Annotated in this window: 21 protein-coding genes and 1 tRNA gene; 8 read left to right on the plus strand and 14 right to left on the minus strand. The window is 67.7% G+C overall.

The window, feature by feature from the left end; genetic code table 11:
* The first annotated feature begins 34 nt into the window (after positions 1-34).
* From OG707_RS18595 to OG707_RS18615, 5 genes are all read left to right on the plus strand, one after another.
* Entirely contained in the window at positions 35-2,305 is a 2,271-nt protein-coding gene (locus OG707_RS18595) for a (Fe-S)-binding protein (protein ID WP_329119673.1), read from the plus strand.
* A gap of 70 nt (positions 2,306-2,375) precedes the next feature.
* Positions 2,376-3,602 carry a hypothetical protein gene (locus OG707_RS18600; RefSeq protein ID WP_329119675.1) on the plus strand — a complete coding sequence of 409 codons (1,227 nt, stop codon included), beginning with the start codon at positions 2,376-2,378 and terminating at the stop codon, positions 3,600-3,602.
* A 22-nt stretch (positions 3,603-3,624) separates the two neighbouring features.
* Complete coding sequence (locus tag OG707_RS18605; RefSeq protein WP_329119677.1) at positions 3,625-5,070, plus strand: FG-GAP-like repeat-containing protein; 1,446 nt, start codon at positions 3,625-3,627, stop codon at positions 5,068-5,070.
* 155 nt (positions 5,071-5,225) lie between these two features.
* On the plus strand, positions 5,226-6,095 hold the full coding sequence (locus OG707_RS18610) for a Yip1 family protein (RefSeq protein WP_329119679.1): 870 nt from the start codon (positions 5,226-5,228) through the stop codon (positions 6,093-6,095).
* Between the two features lie 196 nt (positions 6,096-6,291).
* Positions 6,292-7,725 carry a recombinase family protein gene (locus OG707_RS18615; RefSeq protein ID WP_329119681.1) on the plus strand — a complete coding sequence of 478 codons (1,434 nt, stop codon included), beginning with the start codon at positions 6,292-6,294 and terminating at the stop codon, positions 7,723-7,725.
* Between the two features lie 134 nt (positions 7,726-7,859).
* On the opposite strand, the gene OG707_RS18620 is transcribed toward OG707_RS18615, so the two are convergent.
* The 11 genes from OG707_RS18620 to OG707_RS18670 form a co-directional block, all read right to left on the minus strand.
* Positions 7,860-9,341 carry a replication initiator gene (locus OG707_RS18620; protein WP_329119683.1) on the minus strand — a complete coding sequence of 494 codons (1,482 nt, stop codon included), beginning with the start codon at positions 9,339-9,341 and terminating at the stop codon, positions 7,860-7,862.
* Positions 9,338-9,979: a DNA methylase gene (locus OG707_RS18625; protein WP_329127867.1), complete on the minus strand. Its 642-nt coding sequence runs from the start codon at positions 9,977-9,979 to the stop codon at positions 9,338-9,340. Before OG707_RS18625 ends, OG707_RS18620 begins: the two co-directional genes overlap by 4 nt.
* Before the next feature lie 62 nt (positions 9,980-10,041).
* Entirely contained in the window at positions 10,042-10,242 is a 201-nt protein-coding gene (locus OG707_RS18630) for a hypothetical protein (protein WP_329119685.1), read from the minus strand.
* Positions 10,242-10,427 carry a hypothetical protein gene (locus OG707_RS18635; protein WP_329119687.1) on the minus strand — a complete coding sequence of 62 codons (186 nt, stop codon included), beginning with the start codon at positions 10,425-10,427 and terminating at the stop codon, positions 10,242-10,244. Before OG707_RS18635 ends, OG707_RS18630 begins: the two co-directional genes overlap by 1 nt.
* Before the next feature lie 95 nt (positions 10,428-10,522).
* Positions 10,523-10,831, minus strand: coding sequence for a SpdD protein (locus tag OG707_RS18640; RefSeq protein WP_329119689.1), 309 nt, complete (start codon positions 10,829-10,831; stop codon positions 10,523-10,525).
* A 23-nt stretch (positions 10,832-10,854) separates the two neighbouring features.
* Positions 10,855-11,010: a hypothetical protein gene (locus OG707_RS18645; RefSeq protein ID WP_329119690.1), complete on the minus strand. Its 156-nt coding sequence runs from the start codon at positions 11,008-11,010 to the stop codon at positions 10,855-10,857.
* 11 nt (positions 11,011-11,021) lie between these two features.
* Complete coding sequence (locus OG707_RS18650; RefSeq protein WP_329119693.1) at positions 11,022-11,210, minus strand: mobile element transfer protein; 189 nt, start codon at positions 11,208-11,210, stop codon at positions 11,022-11,024.
* 15 nt (positions 11,211-11,225) lie between these two features.
* Positions 11,226-11,885 carry a DUF2637 domain-containing protein gene (locus OG707_RS18655; protein WP_329119695.1) on the minus strand — a complete coding sequence of 220 codons (660 nt, stop codon included), beginning with the start codon at positions 11,883-11,885 and terminating at the stop codon, positions 11,226-11,228.
* A 5-nt stretch (positions 11,886-11,890) separates the two neighbouring features.
* Positions 11,891-12,067, minus strand: coding sequence for a hypothetical protein (locus tag OG707_RS18660; RefSeq protein WP_329119698.1), 177 nt, complete (start codon positions 12,065-12,067; stop codon positions 11,891-11,893).
* Between the two features lie 20 nt (positions 12,068-12,087).
* Entirely contained in the window at positions 12,088-13,422 is a 1,335-nt protein-coding gene (locus OG707_RS18665) for an FtsK/SpoIIIE domain-containing protein (protein WP_329119700.1), read from the minus strand.
* Positions 13,423-13,425: 3 nt separating this feature from the next.
* Positions 13,426-13,755, minus strand: a complete 330-nt coding sequence (locus OG707_RS18670; protein ID WP_329119702.1) for an SCO3933 family regulatory protein — start codon at positions 13,753-13,755, stop codon at positions 13,426-13,428.
* A gap of 157 nt (positions 13,756-13,912) precedes the next feature.
* On the opposite strand from OG707_RS18670, the gene OG707_RS18675 reads away from it, so the two are divergent.
* Together OG707_RS18675 and OG707_RS18680 are read left to right on the plus strand one after the other, a co-directional pair.
* Positions 13,913-14,686 (plus strand): GntR family transcriptional regulator, encoded by a 774-nt coding sequence (locus OG707_RS18675; protein ID WP_329119704.1) that lies wholly within the window; start codon positions 13,913-13,915, stop codon positions 14,684-14,686.
* Positions 14,683-15,246 (plus strand): GNAT family N-acetyltransferase, encoded by a 564-nt coding sequence (locus OG707_RS18680; RefSeq protein WP_329119706.1) that lies wholly within the window; start codon positions 14,683-14,685, stop codon positions 15,244-15,246. Before OG707_RS18675 ends, OG707_RS18680 begins: the two co-directional genes overlap by 4 nt.
* Before the next feature lie 455 nt (positions 15,247-15,701).
* Here the strand turns inward: OG707_RS18680 and OG707_RS18685 are convergent, their stop codons facing one another.
* The 3 genes from OG707_RS18685 to dcd all read right to left on the minus strand — a co-directional run bounded on the left by OG707_RS18685 (position 15,702) and on the right by dcd (position 17,755).
* Positions 15,702-16,541, minus strand: coding sequence for a hypothetical protein (locus OG707_RS18685; RefSeq protein ID WP_329119708.1), 840 nt, complete (start codon positions 16,539-16,541; stop codon positions 15,702-15,704).
* Between the two features lie 108 nt (positions 16,542-16,649).
* A complete protein-coding gene (locus tag OG707_RS18690; protein ID WP_329119710.1) occupies positions 16,650-17,171 on the minus strand; it encodes a phosphoribosyltransferase in 522 nt (173 codons plus the stop codon).
* Between the two features lie 8 nt (positions 17,172-17,179).
* Positions 17,180-17,755, minus strand: coding sequence for a dCTP deaminase (dcd, locus tag OG707_RS18695; protein ID WP_329119712.1), 576 nt, complete (start codon positions 17,753-17,755; stop codon positions 17,180-17,182).
* 475 nt (positions 17,756-18,230) lie between these two features.
* On the opposite strand from dcd, the gene OG707_RS18700 reads away from it, so the two are divergent.
* Positions 18,231-18,304: transfer RNA gene (locus OG707_RS18700), tRNA-Gly, on the plus strand.
* The last annotated feature ends 21 nt before the right edge of the window (positions 18,305-18,325 follow it).

The following is an 18,325-nucleotide window of genomic DNA, read 5'->3' on the forward strand; positions in this document are numbered from 1 at the left end:
GAAGCCCATACCTCGCAGGCCCGAGGAGCCCCCAATGCAACTCGTCGCGATCATCGTGTCGCTGGTGCTGACCGTCGTCGGCATTGCGCTCATCGCGCGAGCCGTCGCTCAGATCTACCGGTTCGTCAAGCTCGGCCAGTCCGTCCCCGCGGGCAGCCGTACCGACAACCCCAAAGCCCGAACGATCACTCTCGTCAGGGAGTTCCTCGGGCACAGCCGGATGAACCGGTGGGGCATCGTCGGATTCGCGCACTGGTTCGTCGCGATCGGCTTCCTGACGCTGCCGCCGACCCTGATCCAGGCGTTCGGCCAGCTGTTCCAGGCCGACTGGGTGCTCCCCTGGGGGATCGGCACCTTCGTACCGCTGGAGATGTACACCGAGTTCATCGGGCTCGCGACGACCGTCGGCATCCTGATCCTGATGGCGATCCGGCTCTCGAACCTGCCCTCGAAGGCCGGCCGCAAGTCGCGCTTCGCGGGCTCGAAGATGGGCCAGGCGTACTTCGTCGAGTACGTCATCCTCATCATCGGCCTCGCGATCCTGACCCTGCGCGGGCTCGAGGGCGCGATCTCGGGCGTGCACCACTACGAGGCCGCGTACTTCGTCTCGTACCCGCTGGTCCTCGCCTTCAAGGGCCTGAGCCTGGGCGCGCTGCAGAACCTGATCTACTTCACCGCCATGGTGAAGATCGGGACCTCCTTCATCTGGATGATCACGGTCTCGCTCAACACCAACATGGGTGTGGCCTGGCACCGCTTCCTCGGCTTCCCGAACATCTGGTTCAAGCGCAACGCTGATGGCGCGACCGCGCTCGGCGCACTGCAGCCGATGACGTCCGGCGGCCAGGAGATCGACTGGGAGGACCCGGCCGAGGACGCCGTCTTCGGTGTCTCGCAGGTCGAGCAGTTCTCCTGGAAGGGCATCCTCGACTTCTCCACGTGTACGGAGTGCGGTCGCTGCCAGTCGCAGTGCCCGGCCTGGAACACGGGCAAGCCGCTCTCCCCGAAGCTGCTCATCATGTCGCTGCGCGACCATGCGCACGCCAAGGCGCCGTACCTGCTCGCGGGCGGCGGCAAGGACATGGAGGGCAACGAGCTCGCTTCGGAGGAGCAGCTCAAGGACGTCCCGGCGTCCGCTCTCGCCGAGGCCGAGCGCCCGCTGATCGGGACCGTCGAGGAGAACGGGGTCATCGACCCCGACGTCCTCTGGTCCTGCACCAGCTGTGGTGCGTGCGTCGAGCAGTGCCCGGTCGACATCGAGCACATCGACCACATCGTCGACATGCGCCGCTACCAGGTGATGATCGAGTCCGCCTTCCCGTCGGAGGCCGGCACGATGCTCAAGAACCTGGAGAAGAAGGGCAACCCCTGGGGTCTCGCCAAGAAGCAGCGCGTGGAGTGGACCAAGGAGGTCGACTTCGAGGTCCCGATCGTCGGCAAGGACGTCGAGGACCTGACCGAGGTCGAGTACCTCTACTGGGTCGGCTGCGCGGGTGCGCTCGAGGACCGGGCGAAGAAGACCACCAAGGCCTTCGCGGAGCTGCTGCACATCGCGGGCGTCAAGTTCGCGATCATGGGCGGCGACGAGAAGTGCACCGGTGACTCGGCCCGCCGCCTCGGCAACGAGCCGCTGTTCCAGCAGCTCGGCCAGGAGAACGTCGCGATGCTGAACATGGCGTTCGGCGAAGACGACGAAGACCCCGAGACGAAGAAGCCGAAGGCGACCAAGAAGATCGTCGCCACCTGCCCGCACTGCTTCAACACGATCGCGAACGAGTACCCGCAGCTGGGCGGCGAGTTCGAGGTCATCCACCACACGCAGCTGCTCCAGCACCTCATCGACGAGGGCAAGCTGATCCCGGTGACCCCGGTCGAGGGCCTCATCACGTACCACGACCCCTGCTACTTGGGCCGCCACAACAAGGTCTACACGCCGCCGCGCGAGATCATGTCCGCCGTCCCGGGCCTGCGTCAGCAGGAGATGCACCGCCACAAGGAGCGCGGCTTCTGCTGCGGTGCCGGTGGTGCGCGCATGTGGATGGAGGAGCGGATCGGCAAGCGGATCAACACGGAGCGGGTGGACGAGGCGCTGTCGCTGAACCCCGACATCGTGTCGACGGCGTGCCCGTTCTGCCTGGTCATGCTGACCGACTCGGTCAACGGCAAGAAGAACGATGGCAAGGCCAAGGAGTCCCTCCAGGTCGTCGACGTCGCGCAGCTGCTCCTCGACTCGGTGAAGGTCCCCGCGGACCCGGCCGGCTCCGAGGAGACCGAGGACGCGCCGGAGCCCGAACCGGTCAAGTAGTTCGTACGTAAGCGGGAACGGCCGGATCTGCCTCGGGGGCAGGTCCGGCCGTTGTTGTTACGCCAGCCCGATGGCCACCCCCACGCTCACCCCCGCCCCCGGCGCCCGGCGGGCGGCCGCCGCCGTCCGCCCCACCGCGCCGCTCCTCGTCCTGCTGCTGTTCCTCTGCTTCCAGGCCGCGGTCGCCTCGCACTGGGCGTACTCCAACGACTCCTACCGCTACACCCGCTCCACCCTGGAGTTCCTCGGCGAGCCCCCCGCGGAGGCCCGCGCGCAGGCCCGCGCCGTGTACTGCGCCGAGCACCCGGCCCCCTGCCCGGCCACCATCGCCCCCGACTCCCCCGCCTACGAACGGATCTTCACGACCCGCCCCGGCTACCCCCTCCTCGCCGCCCCCGCCGTCGCCCTCCTCGGCGTCGTCCCCGGACTGTGGACAACGGCGCTGGTGCTGACCGCCGCGGCGGGCCTGCTCGCGTACGGGCTGCTGCGCGAGGCCGGCGCCGGGGTGTGGACGGCCGCCGGGGGCCAGGCGCTGCTGGTGTTCGGGGCGCCGGGGAACTGGGCGATGCGGCCGCTGACCGAAGGGCTCGTGCTGGTCGCGGTGCTGGCCTGCGTACTCGGTGCGTACCGGATCCTCGAAGGGCGCCGCCCGGGCGCGGCCTGGCTGCTGACCGGCTTCGCGGTGCTGTGTGCCGCCAAGTACTCGACGGCGCTGCTCTTCGCGGGGGCGCTCGGGGCCGTCTGCCTGGTGCGGTGGGCTCTCGTACGGGAGGACCGCGCGGCCCGCGGCCTGGGCCTCGCCGCTGCCGGGGCGGCCGGCGCGCTCGCCGTGGTCTGCCGGCTGCTGGGGCTGCCGGGGGCCGGGCACGCCGCACAGGAGGTGCTGACCGAGCACTTCACCCGGCCCGAAGTGGCGGAGCCCTGGCTGCGGATGGCGCCGCTGGTCGCCCAGTACTGGCTGACCTGGGGGCGCGGCCAGTCCGCCTTCGCCGCGCTGCTCGCCGTCTCCGCCGTCGCCCTGTGGCGGCTGCACCCCCGCCTCGCCCTGCCCGCCCTCGCGGCCGCGGCGACGGGGGCCGCGACGGCGTCCGCGCTGCCGCGCCCGGACGAACTGGACCGGCTGTGGCTGCTGATGTGGGTGCCGGTGGTGCTGGGGGCGCCGCTGCTGGCCGCCCTGCTGTCCCGTACGCGGCAAGATCCCGTACAACCCTCGTACCCCTCCGGCAGTCTCCTGTGCACCGAACGACCGGCCCCCGCCGGGGCAACTGTCCCCGAACCCGGTCGATTCGCCCACTGACACGGTCCGAAGGAACTCCCCCTTGCGCAGAAACATCCGTACCGCCCTCGCCACCACCGCAGCGGCCGCACTCACCGGCGGCCTGCTCGCCGTCGCCGCGGGCACCGCCTCGGCGGCCTCCGGCCTGGAGGGCGACTTCAACGGCGACGGCTACCGCGACCTGGCCGTCACGGCCGTCGGCGCCACGGTCAACGGCCAGTCCGGCGCCGGTGCCGTCACCATCCTCTTCGGCTCCCGCGACGGCGCGGGCGCCCACAAGATCCAGACCCTCAGCCAGAACTCCGCGGGCGTCCCCGGCGACCCCGAGAAGAACGACTACTTCGGCTCGTCCGTCGCAGCCGGCGACTTCAACGGCGACGGCTACGCCGACCTCGCCGTCGGCTCCAGCGGCGAGGACCTCGGCAAGGACGTCGACGCCGGTTACGTCACCGTCCTCTGGGGCTCCTCCGGCGGCCTGAGCGGCGGCACGACCGTCCCGGACCCGTCCGGCTCCAGCCACGACAAGTTCGGCCGGATCCTGACCGCGGGCGACTACAACGGCGACGGCAAGGCCGACCTCGCGACGGCCTCCGACAGCAACAAGCTCGACATCTTCCGCGGCGGCTTCACCAAGTCCGGTGGTACGGGCGGCCGTTACACGGTCACCACCCCGGTCCTGGCGGTCCCCGGACCGGACATCTTCAATCTCACCGTCGGCGACGTGAACAACGACAAGCGCGCCGACCTGGTCGTCGACGGCTACGAGAAGACCGGCGAGCAGTGGAACTCCAACTACTACCTCCCCGGCAGCGCCTCCGGCCTGACCGCCACCGGCGCCAAGAAGCTCCCGGCCGGCATCATCTCCGGCATCGGCGACACCAACGGTGACGGCTTCGGCGACATCGTCATCGGCAACGACTGGGACGCCACCAGCAACGTCCCCGGCTCGTCCAAGGGCGGCGCCATCGAGGTCCTGTACGGCTCGGCCACCGGCCCGTCCGGCAGCAAGATCTCCCTCAACCAGGACTCGCCGGGCGTCCCGGGCGGCTCCGAGACGGGCGACGGCTTCGGCTACGAGCTCTCCCTCGGCGACATCAACGGCGACGGCCTGGCCGACCTCGCCGTCGGCGCACCCGGCGAGGACCTCGCGGGCGTCGCCGACAGCGGCATGGTCTCCGTGCTCTACGGCGCCCCCGACGGGTTCACCACGACCGGCGCCCAGGCCATCGAGCAGAACACCCCGGGCGTCCCCGGCGCGGGCGAGAAGGGCGACGGCTTCGGCGGCGAGGTCTACCTCACCGACACCACCGGCGACGGCAAGGCCGACCTCGCCGTCGGCACCCCGTGGGAGAACGCGAACGACGGCAACGTCACCGTCTTCCACTCCGACGGCACCAAGATCTCGACGACCGCCGTCTCCTACGGCCTGACGGCCACCCGGCTCTCGGCCACCGGCACTCCGGTCCTCGGCGGGCAGATGACCGGCTGACACCGCACTCCCCGACCGGCCTGCGGCGGCGGGCCGGCCGGGGGTGCCGGCACCCCTCGGGGATCCCCCGTAAGGGATGTCACAGCTCAGCAGCAAAGCCGCCCCCGTTCCCCGGCCCAGGCTCAAGGACGCGCAGGACCAGGTACGTTCGTCAGGTGGCTGGATTCAGGAACGGACGCGGCCGGGACAACCGCAACACACCGCGACAGCAACCGCAGCAGCAGCCGTACGGACAGCAGGCACCGCCTCCGCCGTACGGCAGCCAGGGCATGCAGCAGCAGTGGCCGCAGGCCCAGCAGCAGCAGCCGTACGGAAACGGGCAGCAGGGCGAGCCGGAGTACTTCGGCGACCCGTACGCCCAGGACCCGTACGCGCCCAACACGGCGAACAACCCGGGCCACACCCAAGCCTTCTCGATCAACGAGGACCCGTACGGCGCCGGCAACACCTACCGCGCGGGCAACACCCCGGCCCCACCCATCGGCCCGCGCCTGCACTGGAAGGACCTGCTGCGCGGCATCGTGCTGCGCCCGGGCCCGACGTTCTGGCAGATGCGCGACCACGCGGTGTGGGGCCCGGCGCTGATCGTCACGTTCCTCTACGGAATGCTGGCGCTCTTCGGCTTCGACAAGGCGCGCGAGGACGCGGTCAACGCGACGCTGTCCACGGCGGTCCCGTACGTCCTGACCACGGGCGTCGCGATCGTCATCGGCGGCCTGATCCTCGGCGCGGTGACCCACACGCTCGCCCGCCAGTTGGGCGGCGACGGCTCCTGGCAGCCCACGGTCGGCCTCTCGATGCTGATCATGTCGATCACGGACGCCCCGCGCCTGCTCTTCGCGCTGTTCCTGGGCGGCGAGAACGGCCTGGTCCAGATCATCGGCTGGGCGAGCTGGCTGGCGGCGGGCGCGCTCTTCACGTCGATGGTGAGCAAGTCCCACGACCTCCCGTGGCCAAAGGCCCTGGCAGCGTCCTCCATCGAACTGCTCGCACTGCTCTCGCTCCTCAAGCTGGGCACGATCTGACACACGCAGGAACGCGAAAGGGGCCCCGATGGGGCCCCTTTTCACGTCCTGCCGTCCTGCCGTCCTGCCGTCCTGCTCCTACGCGTCCAGCACCTGACCCTCGCGCCGCACGACAGGCGGCTCAACACTCCAGGCTGACTTGACTGAATGAACCTAGTAGGCTTGCCCCTGCCTAGGACGCCGGGGAGGCCTCATCATGGCGCGCAAAGTGGGGATCTACACCCGTATCTCGCGAGACGACGAGGGCGAAGCGCTCGGTGTGGCCCGGCAGAAGCAGGACTGCGAACGGCTTGCCGATCTGCGCTCCTGGCAGGCCGTGAAGGTCTACGAGGACAACGACGTATCCGCGTTCAAGCGCAACGTCGTGCGCGACGAGTTCGAGCTGATGTTGAAGGATCTTCGGGCCGGACTGATCGACGGAATCGTTGCGTACGATCTCGACCGCCTTGCCCGACAGCCGCGCGACCTTGAACGGCTGATCGAGATCTATGACGATCGGCCCCGGCTGGAGTTCGCCACCGTCACCAACGATCTGAATCTTGGGGCAGCGGACGGGCGCACGATGGCCCGGATCATGGTCGCGTTCGCCAACAAGTCGTCTCATGACGCTTCCCGCCGGATCAAGCGCAAGCATCTGGAGCTTGCTCAACAGGGGCGAGACAGCGGCGGGCCAGCGCCCTACGGGTGGCGCAAGGACGACCGCCGAGCTCTGGACCCAGTGGCCAGCAAGGCCATTCGCGACGCCCAGCGGGAGATCCTGTCAGGAGTCCGCATCGGCACGATTCGCACACGGTGGCAGGAACAGGGACTCGGCAACCCTCGCGCCGGCACGAAGCGAATGGCGCACCACCACGTCGAGCACATCCTCACGAGTCCCCGGCTGGTCGGCTACCGCACGTACCACGGTGAGATCTTGAACGACGAGGACGGTCACCCCGTCATGGGCGACTGGGAACCGCTGAACACTCTTGAGGAGTGGGAGGCTGTGCGCGCTGTCATCGCCGAGCGGAAGCAGCAAAGCCCCGGAGCGATGTTGGCGCGCAAGTACTTGCTGTCTGGGATCGCAAGGTGCGCTCTCTGCAAGACCAAGATCCGAGGCCAGGTCAACGGGAAGTGGACGCCAGGCTCGAAGGCAAGCAGGTACAAGTACCAGTGCTCCCAGGTCAACGGAGGCTGCGGCAAGGTGGGACGCACCGGCGAGCCGATCGACAAGCTGATTGCTGAGCTGGTCCTTGAGGAACAGCGCGAGAAGGCGGCGGCGAAGAGCATTCCCGTCGATCAGCAGTGGCCTAGAGCGGCCGAGTTGGACGACGTCATGACAGACATCAAGCAGCTCGTTGACGCGGAGAGAGCCAAAGAGATCAGCGTGACGATGCTCCTCCAGCTACTGCCGGCCAAGGAGCGGGAACGCGACGAACTGACCTTGGACCGGTCACGCTTCTACAAAGAGATCAAGCAGGCCGAAGCCAAGGGAAACGCGGCGGACATGACCGTGGACGAATTCTTTGAACTCCCCATCGAGCGCCAACAAGAGATCATCTTGCACAGCTTGTCCGCAGTACTGATCCACCCGGCAGGACGCGGCAAGCGCATCTTTGATCCCGCCTTGATCGATCCGGTCTGGCGCTAGCGACTCACGCCTTGCCGTGAAGCACGAGGGCGCGGCGAACCCATTCTTCATCCCGAGCAGGCGCCCGACGAAGGTGCTTCCGCAGCCACTCTTCCCGCGTCATCACAGCCGCTTCTCGCTGCTTCGGCTTCGTGTCACCAGTCCGACTCATCAAAGTCACCTCCAACCCGTGCTTCGCGTGCGGTGTCGCGGTTGCGTTGAAAATCCCGAGCGATGTTGGCGGCGAGCCAGGATTCGCCCGGGGTGTGGCCGTGGCCGGCGTAGGCCCAGTGCGCGAGCGTGAACGTGGTCGCTTCCGGGGAGTCGTCCGGGTCGGGCAGGCCGAGGGCGGCGCGCTGCTGTGCGGCGCGGTAGTCGGCTCGCACCTTTCGCAGGGCGCCCAAGGTGGTCGAGTAGCGGCGGGATTTGGTGGAGAAGTGGCCCCGGAAGCCGAGCATGTGAGCCCATCGGGCCAGGTGGCGTTCGGGGTAGAGCGGATGGAGAGCGATGCACGCGGCCATCAGGCGCCGGGCGTGCTCGGAGACCTCCAGGCGAGCGAGGTCTTCACCCAGCCCCGTGCCGTGGCAGCAGGCGCAGGCACCAAGAGCCGAACCGTCGCGGTCATAGACGGCAGAGCGGCCGGTGCCCCGGCACTTGCGGCAGTGGACCGGTGCGTCAGCAGCGCCGGAAATCTCGGCGGCTTTGGTGGCGTATTTGGCGACGTAGGAGGCGACGGCTTGCTCGGTGAGTTCTTCGCCGGCGCCGAAGGCGACGATGGGCCGGACATCGAGCTGTGTGCCCCACCGCAGGGACCGGGACGGCTGATCTCCTGCCGGGGGTACGTCGATGGCAGCACGGCCCGCAGCAGCACGCAGGGCGTCTTCGAGGAGGTCGAGGGTGGCCCAGGCCGGGGGCGGGGTGTCGGGCCCGTCCGGTCCGTCGAAGCGGATCACCGCATGGAAGTGGATCGCACCGCGCTTTTGGTACTCCGCGACCTTCCCGTACGAGACCCGTAACTGCTCTTTGAGTTCACGTTGTGTGATCCCGACCCGTGAGGCCAGCTCACGCGGGAGGTAGATGGTCACGTACCGCCACAGGTCCCCGGCATGGTTGTTCCACAGCACCGCACCCGCGTAGTCGTACGTCTCCGGATCAATGGCCGTGCCCAACTCGGTTGCCGACTCCCCGTGCTGGACACCGCACCGGCAACGACCGGAGGAGGGGCGGTTGTGGACCGGCCCGAACGAGGGTGCCGTCAGGGTCGCGAAGGCCCGAGGGTGATCACGCACCGTGTGCGGGGTGCCCTTCTCCGGGTCACCCGTCAGGCCAGCGCGGATCAGGTGGTAGGTGTCGCCGGCGTAGGTCCAGGCGCAGGAGGGGCAGCGCGAGGCACGGCGGTTGCCGCACGAGACACGGAGCGTTCCGCCCGGTTCGTGGTCCGTCGAGTAGGAGTGGAGAACGGTCCCGGTAGCCCGGTCGGTGGTCTTGGTCGCGCCAGTCAGGCGGATCGGGTCGGAGCATCCTCCAGTGCGGCGGATCTGTTCTTCCCAGCGGTCGAAGCCCTGCGCCCCGGCCACCCGCAGAAGGTCTGTGAGGGTGGCCGGGTCGAGGCCCGCCAGGGTGGCGGTGTCGCTCACACCAACACCTCTTGCCGACAGGTGAGGAACGCGGCGCCGATCCAGCGGGTGTAGGCCGGGGGGATGGCTTCGGTGAGTTCCTCGTGCACGTCGGTCCAGGTGATCCCCATGGCCGTCTGCATCTCGGCAACGGTGGCCTTGCCGCCTCCATCTCCGTACGCGGCGACGTAGGGGCCGTCGCGGTAGATGCCGTGGCGGTAGCCGCGTACGTAGCCCCGGTGCCGGCGATGGACCGGGCGAGGGGTGGCCCAGCCGCCGAGTTCGAAGTTTCGGTGGCGCAGCACGCCGAGCCCGAACATCTCCCCGCAGAGCGAGAGGTCCTTGCGGATCGCGGCCCGCCCGTTCGGCTGTTCCATCACGTAGGGCAGACCAGCCAGTTCGAGCAGTGCCCGGGTGGGTGCCACGAGGTCGTCATGGTCACCGCCCCACCCTTGGGAGCGGTTCGTGCCCACGGTGAGCGCGCACTTGTCCTGGCACGGCGGGGAGGCGTGCACGAGCGCGTACCGCCTGATCTCCCCAGAGGTGATCAGGTGGGCGAGGTAGTCGAGCGCGTCGCCCCGGTGGTAGGCGAAGGGGTAGTTGGGCCGCTCCGCGATGTCGCAGCCGTCCACCGTGAAGCCAGCGAGCGAGTAGCCCATTCCGGCGCCACCCGAGCAGGAGAACAGGTCAAGGACCCGGAGGCCGTTGTGCGTCGAGGTGTTCACCGTCGGCCCCCGTTTCGGTGCGCGGGGCCGTGGTTGTCGGTGTAGTGGTCGACGAGCGCCTTGACGTCCTTGTCGCCCGTTGCCTGTCCGTCGGCGCCGCATCCTCCGCACACGTAGTCGGCGGACGGGGCCGACCGGCTGTTCAGATTGCTGATCCGCAGACCGGGGAAGTCGTGCGTCGGGGTCAGATCAGCCATCACGACCTCCCCGCGGTGACGAGGGCAGGGCGGACGCGGCCGGTTCCCTTGCAGGCGAAGCAGGTGACCGGGATGGTCACGCGGGAGCCGTCGGGGTTGAGGGTTCCCGTCGCGATGGCGACGACGGGGAAGCCGTCGCAGTCCGTGCAGATGGGCAGGTTCGAGGCATGGCTGTGCTGCGGCATGATGAGGAAATCCCTTTCGGGTCCGATGGATCAGGAATGGGTGGAGGCGCCCGGGGCGGCGGAAGTTTGGCGACCGAGGCCACCCCGGGGGCCGGTTAGCGGTTGTTCAGGTCCTTGAGGAGCGAGCGCAGGACCACGGCGACCACCGCGACGCTGATTCCGGTGATGGCGACCGCCAGGAGCATCGAGACGAGGACCGCGCCGACGACGAGGACCACGGTCGTTCCGCCGACGACCAGCGCCACGGCGGATCCGGCGGTGAGCTGAACGGTGGGCCGGTTCGAGACCGGGGCGACCGGAGCCGCAGAGGGGCTGTGCACGAGGGGTGCCGTGCCGGCGACCGGGGTCGGGATGATGGTCGGGGGCGGCGGGGTGTCGGGGGTCGGGTACTTCGGGGTGAACATGGTCGATTCCCTTCGGTGAGTGGTTACTTGATGGCGGTTTCGATGGCGGGGCTGAGGAAGCTGTCGGCGAGGAGGTAGCCGCCCAGGAGGACCACGGCCACGAGCCACCAGGGCGGGCGGGCGAGCTTGACGCCGAGGTAGCCGACGACGAGCAGGGCGAGCCAGAGCGGTACGTCCATGACGGGTCTCCTTAGGCCTTGCAGCGGTGGGTGTGGGCGGCGAGTTCGGCGCCGGCGCGGTTGCCGTATTCGGCGGAGAACCCGCAGCCGGGGGCCGTGCAGGCGGCGGCGTGCTTGGTGCGTCCCCGGCTGTCGAGGAACGTGCCGATCTCAACGGGGCCGACGCGGGCCACCTGCCGGAAGCGCATGTAGCGGGCCATGACTTTCCTTCCTGATCAGACGAGTTGGAGTTCGGAGGCGATGGCGTCGGCCATCGGAGCGGGCAGTCCCAGGCGCGAGCCGAGATCAGCCGAAGCCATCGGGGAACCGGTCGAAGCGCGGTGCGTGTCGGCGATCTTCCGGGCGTGCTCCAGGAGCGCGGGCGGGACCGTCGGCGTGCTCGGTACGGGCACCGGTGGTGCGGCGGGCAGTTCGGCCGGGGCCGGTTGCGGGAGTTCGGTGTCCGGGCGGTCGATCGCGAATTCCGCCGTGACCTTGTCGGCAGTCGCCGGGACCGGGGCCGGTTCGTCGGTGGGTGTGTGGACGAGGAGCGTTCCGCCGAGGAAGGCCAGCGCGGGCCAGCCGGCGACCAGGATCCGCAGCCAGTTCGGCACGTGCTCCAGGTCGAGGAGCCCAGCAGTGGCCACGTTGGCGCCCAGCGAGGCAACCAGCGCGATCACGAACCAGGTCCACGCGGCGCGGTCACGGCGTGCGGTGCGAAGCCGTCGCCAGGCGGCGACCAGGAGCAGATCGACGCTGATCGGGTAGGCCCAGGCTTTCCACCCGGACTGACCGGCAGCGCCGGCGACATCGTGGAGATGAGCGAAGGACAGCGCCCCCGCGATCACGGCCTGGATCAGTACTGCGTCCAGGGCCGGCAGGCTTCGGCGAGCCATCACGATCACCCTTCGTCGTTGGGGACTTCGCCCGAGCCCAGGCAGGCCAGGCAGAGGCCGGCTTGCTGACCGGCGACACGGCGCGAGCGGCCGACACGAACCGTGCGGGAGACCTCTCCGGAGCCCTTGCACGTCGGGCACTGCTTCGCCGGCGGGGTGCGGGGAGCGGACTTGGTGGTCATGAGTGGCGCCTCCCATCTGGTTACTTGGTGGCCGGGACCGGGGTCACGGTCGACCACGGACCACCAGCCGGAACCGGGCTCGGGCGGAAGGGATCGAGGGCGGGCACGTCGGGGGTCATGTGCGCGAACTCCCGGCAGGCCGCCGCCGCTTCCTCTCGCGTCGTGAACGGGGTGCGAATGCGGGACCAGCCACCCGAGGCGTCGCCGGCGACAGCGAGGCCGGGGCGATCGGCGGGCATCGTGGTCACGAGCGGGACGGCTTCGGGGGCGATGTCTCCGAGGCCCATTTCGGCGGTCTGCTTGTCGTTGACCCGGTGCACCACACGCCCGGTGAGCTGGGCACGGAGCATGGTGGCGCCCTTGCCGAGTTCGGAGCCGAAGCGCTGCCCGCAAATCTCCAGGTAGATCCCGACCGCACGGGCCATCTGCGCAATCCGGATCAAGCCCATGACCAGACGCTCCCGCCGGTCCTCATCCTTCTTCGAGGCGGTCAGGAAGAGTTCCGCGATCTCATCGACCATCACCACGATCGGCGCCGGCCGTGCGAGCTCAGGAAGCTCCCACAGGTCGGATACGCCGTAGGCGCCGAGGAGATCGAAGCGGTCTTCCATCTCCGCGACCAGCACGTCGATCAGCGAGGCGGCATCGTCCGGTGTGATGGCCAGGGCCGAGAGACGCGGTGCGTATCCGCGCTGCTCAACACCGCGCTTGCAGTCGATTCCGACGATCGCGACGGGCAGTTGGGCAAGCCCCTTGATCAGGTTGCGCTGGTACATCGACTTCCCCGAGAGGGTCGCGCCCAAAGTCAGCGCCATGGGGACCTTGCGGTAGTCGCGCTCGAAAGCCGTACCGTCCTCCCGCAGCGCCACCGGCACCACGAGGTCATGCGGCTGTGCCTTGCGCGGCATCTGCACCCGGCCCAGCACGTCATGACCGGTCATCCGCAGCTCGATGAAGCCCGGCTTCGTCTCGATGACGACCACCGAGTGAACGCCCCACGCGTGCCGCAGTCGCTCCGAGGAAGCGATCACGTCGGCAGGCTCCAGGCCGGCGGGAAGCCGCAGGGTCACCCGCAGTCCGGTTGCCGTTCCGCGCAGCCGGCGAACCTTCGGCGCCACGGGCTGAACCTCACGGCGAGCCACGTTGCGCGTGATGAACGCCCGCAGACCCGACGGCTGAACCGTCAGCCCGCACACATCCATGGTCGAGCGATAGGTGAGGGTGAAGCGCCCCGCCGTGATCGGCAGTCCGACCAGCGACCAGTACACGCGAGGAGCGCGCACCTTCGCATAGCCCAGACCACCAGCGCCGGCTAAGGCTCCCGTCGCCTCCAGGTACATCGACAGGTCAGCCATGACTCAGGCCCCTGCCGTGATCGCGACCGCGCGGAAGCTGATCCCGTGGCGCTTCTGGCCGTTGGCCTCGAACTCCCAGTCCCGAGCCTTGAGCCCGACGACCGACACCGGAGTACCCGGCGCCAGCTCCTTCGGGAGCCCCGTGGCCGGGACAGCCACCTGGTAGAGGTTCCCCTCCCCCTCGTCCGAGATCAGCAGGCCCACCGTCGCGAGCTGAGCGCCCGTCTCCTGGTCCACCGCGATCTCACCGGTCTGCTTGTTCTTGAGCTTCGGCGTCGGAGCCGTCGCGACGAACACGACAGCGGTCGAAACATCGATCTTGAACGACGGCATTACGTCTCCCGAGATACGGAGCCAATCCCTATTGGCCCTCTTGCTCAACTTGTTGGTACAAGTTGATGAGTACGAGAGTGCACCCGTCAGGCTGTGGCGTCAAGCACTTCGGCCGCACATGTACCAACAAGTTGACTGAGTGCGTCATGATGGGTGCATGAGTAAGCAGCCGAAGTACCGACAGGTGGCCGATGCACTGCGGCGCGAGATCGACAGCGGCACCTACGGGCCCGGCTCGCGTCTCCCCTCAGAGAGCGAGCTTTCGACTCGCTTCGACGCGTCACGGAACACGGTGCGGTCAGGTCTCAGCCAGCTAGTCAGCGAGGGACTGATCACCTCAAGCCAGGGTCTCGGCTACGAGGTACGGAAGCACGAAGTCTTCGAGCTGAACGCGTCCAGGTTCGAGAACCTGAACTTCCCGCAGCACGGCGACGCCTACTCGACAGACGTCACCAACGCCGGACGCCGGCCGCACCAGACCTTCCGGGTCGAGCTGACCACGGCTCCCGAGTACGTCGCGCACCGGCTGAGCGTTGAGACCGGCTCGCGCGCGGTACTCAGGTTCTGCCACCGGTTCGTTGACGATGTCCCTTGGTCCACCCAGGCCACCCACTATCCGGATTGGCTGGTAGAGCAGGCGCCCCGGCTGACGGAGCCCGGCGACATCGAGGAGGGAACCACCCGATACCTCGCGAGCCAGGGCATCGAGCAGGTTGGCTACGCGGACGAGATCGCAACGCGTATGCCAACCCCGGAGGAAGCCAGGCTGCTTGAGATCGGCGCCGGCATCCCCGTACTGCTGTGGACCCGAGTCGGATACTCACCCGAGCGTCCGATCCGTTGCACCATCACGACCTTCCGGGGCGACCTGAACCGGATGAACTACGAGATCGGCGACCTGTCCGCCCGAAGTGAGAACGAACCGAAGTGAGAATCACCCCCGCAGTCCCCGACGATCTTTCTCGCCTCTTGGCCTTCCGGACGGAAGCCGCATCCTGGCTCACCAGGCTGGGCAGCGACCAATGGAGTCGCCCGTACCCCGCCGATCGGCTGTTGGCCACGATCGAGGCGGGCACGGTGTTCATGCTGCGCCACCACGAGCGAACCGCAGGAACGATCACTCTTACCTCAGAGGCAGAGGAAGGGCTGTGGTCCGATCAGGAGCTTGAAGAGCCCTCCGTCTTCGTCAACAAGCTGACCATCGCGCGCGACTACGCCGGCGAGAACCTCGGTGGGCGACTTCTCGATTGGGCAGGGGATCGAGCCCACCGGTCATGCGCTAAGTGGCTCCGCCTTGACGCGTGGACGACCAACACGGCCTTGCAGCACTACTACCTAGACCACGGCTTCGAGCATGTCCGGACGGTTCGCGAAGGCGACGCCATCAATGGCGGGCCTAGGGTCTCTGGCTGGTTGGCTCAACGTCCTGCGCTACCGGTTGACCATGGCTTCGCCGATGAGACGCCGCCACCTCTGCCCCTCCGGGTCTGAGCTGTTACAGGTTTCTCTACTTCATCAAGGCACCCGGCTGCGCTCCGCTCCGCCGGGCGCGCTTCCCGGCTCTGGCTGCGCCCGCGCTCCTGCCTTCGGCCCGCTCGGCGCTGCCGCCGCCGACGCGCGCCCGCTGTGTAGGCCCGAGGGCATGAGTCGCGACCTTCACGCCGGCCATGAGGCAAGGACGTGCCTCCGGCGGGGGCGCTCCGGCTCCGGGATGGAGGGGCGCCATTGGCGAGTGCCGGCCGGTTGGTGGCGAGCGTTGGGGTGCTCCCATCCCGACCACCTTCGACCCAGGCAAAGCCGAGCAGACGAGGCCCATGGCGTCCAGGTCGTTCGTACAGTGGCGCGCTCCACCTGGACGCCATGAACCACGCCCGCTCCACAGAGTGTGGGCCGAAGGCGGACGGGATGGGAGCAGGGCGAGTGGTGAATGTGGGGGTGCGTGGTCGCTAAGGACACTCACGCAACCGTCGGAGAAACCTCTTCAGAGAGGCCAACAACTCATCTCGGTTGTCTATGACTTCGACCGGGATCCGATCGACGTACGCGACACCAGCGTCCCGGAGCAGGTGATCACGCGAGTGATCCATAGCGCGGCGCGCACGATGGTTCGGCCCGTCGATTTCCAGTACGCCAGCCCGCCCTCGATACGTCACAAGCAAGTCGGGCTCCCACGTGTGGCCCAAGACTCTACCGTTGGGCAGGGGGAAGATCGAAATTGTGTCCTCGGCGGACAGTTCCTTCTCTTGCAAGTGCTTCAATGCCTGGTAGACACGCTTCTCGCCAGAGTTGGTGAAGGCCAGTCCATCCAGTACCCACTGGGGCTTCTCTGGCATGGTTCGACGCGCTTGGTTGGTCGGCCGCTCGGCGCTCATCATCTCTTGCAGCCGCTCGCGCCAGTCCGGCCCGATCCTTGGCAAGGTCTCCCGGAATCCAAGCCAGCTAACCCCGTAGCCAAGTCGCCCACTGACCTGTTCGAACACCCTGCGCAACATGGTCTGCGCGTCTTCTGTAAAGATCGGTTTGTTGCCCGGATCGAACTCCAGCCACAGATCATTGGTCTGATCCTGGGGGTCGTACTCGATGCTCGCGCCGCGAACGAGCAACAGCGCCTGAACATGCTTGGTGTCTCCCCGCTGAAAGAGCAGGGCTGCCATGTGTCCGAGCAGCGAGTCCGCCTGGGCTCGCGTCTGCTCTTCCTCTGTCGTCCACGAATCCTTGATGATCTCATCGTAGGTTCGAGGCCGCTGAGGACCGTTCGAGTCGCCCCGTACCGGCTGATCCGCCACTACCCCTCCACAGATTTGGACTACCTGGGAAGCTACCGGACGCCACTGACAATCACATCGGGATCACGAACTACTGTTGAGGCAGTACAGCGACTCCGTCGCCACAGGTCACAGCGCTTCCTTCGAAGGTGTGACCGGTACTCCCGACTTACGTACTACAGGCAAGACACTCCACGGAAAGTTGATCCACTCGTCCGTGCGCTTCCACACGTACTCGCACTTCACCAGCGAGTGCGACTTCTCATAGACGACGGCGGACCGCACCTCGGCGACAGCGCCCAGGCAGAAGTCGTGCACGAGCTTCAGGGTCTTCCCGGTGTCGGCGACGTCATCGGTGATGAGCACCTTCTTGTCCGAGAAGTCGATGACGTTGGGAACGGGCGCGAGCATGACGGGCATTTCCAGAGTCGTGCCCACACCCGTATAGAACTCGACATTCACGAGATGAATGTTCTTGCAGTCGAGCGCGTAAGCCAGACCGCCTGCGACAAAAACACCGCCACGGGCAATGCTGAGCACGATGTCGGGCTCGTAACCGTCGTCGGCAATGGTCTGCGCGAGCTCGCGCACCGCATTCCCAAAACCCTCGTAGGTCAGATCTTCGCGCACCGAACCCACACCCGCACCCATACCCGTACTCACACCTGTGTCCGATGGAAATTGAGGAAGGACCGCGAAGCGGTCGGCCCGCGCTGCCCCTGGTACCGCGACCCGTACCGCTCGCTGCCGTACGGGTGCTCGGCGGGCGACGACAGCCGGAACATGCACAGCTGCCCGATCTTCATCCCCGGCCACAGCTTCATGGGAAGCGTCGCCACATTCGACAATTCAAGCGTCACATGCCCGGAGAACCCGGGATCGATAAATCCAGCAGTCGAATGCGTAACGAGCCCGAGCCGCCCGAGACTCGACTTCCCTTCCAGCCGCGACGCAATGTCGTCGGGAAGCGAAATGACCTCATAGGTCGACGCGAGCACGAACTCACCGGGATGAAGGATGAACGCCTCATCCCCTTCCGGCTCGACCTCGCGCGTCAGGTCCTCCTGCTCGACGGCAGGATCGATGTGCGGATAGCGGTGGTTCTCGAACACCCGGAAGAAGCGATCGAGACGCACATCAATGCTCGACGGCTGCACCATCGATTCGTCGTACGGATCGATGCGCACGCGCCCGGCGTCGATCTCGGCCCGGATGTCCTTGTCTGAGAGAAGCACGCCCCGAGGATACGCAGAGCGCGCGGCCCCGCCCCAATCGGACAGCCCGCGCGCCTGTACTCCGCTTGCTCCGCCGGCCGCTACCGCTGCTCCACAGCCACCGGCACGGCATGCCGCAACCGCGCACAGCGCGGACAGCGAATGAGCCGCCCAGGACCGAGCCGGTCGGCCCCGAGCTGCTGCATCGGGAACGAGTTGGTACTGAAAACATGCCCTTCGGCACAGCGGACGACGGTGCGCTCCATCGGGTCCATCAAGTCCCTTCCCCATCAAGCCTGGACGAGAAAACGCCACATTAAGGGATGAACAGGACACCAATCCAACCGGCACTCCGAAGCCCCACGCTACGCCTCAACTTCCTTCCCCCGCACCAAGATCCCCACCCCGAACAGCACGAAGGCCCCTGAGCGGATACGCCCGGGGCCGGCCATGAGGTAGAGTGAGCGACGATGCGACCCCCTCAGGGGCGCGCTGCGCGAGTGTAGTTTAATGGTAGAACATGAGCTTCCCAAGCTCAGAGCGCGGGTTCGATTCCCGTCACTCGCTCCATGACAAAGGCCCAGGTCATCG

The sequence above is a fragment of the Streptomyces sp. NBC_01465 genome, from assembly GCF_036227325.1.
GTDB lineage: Bacteria > Actinomycetota > Actinomycetes > Streptomycetales > Streptomycetaceae > Streptomyces.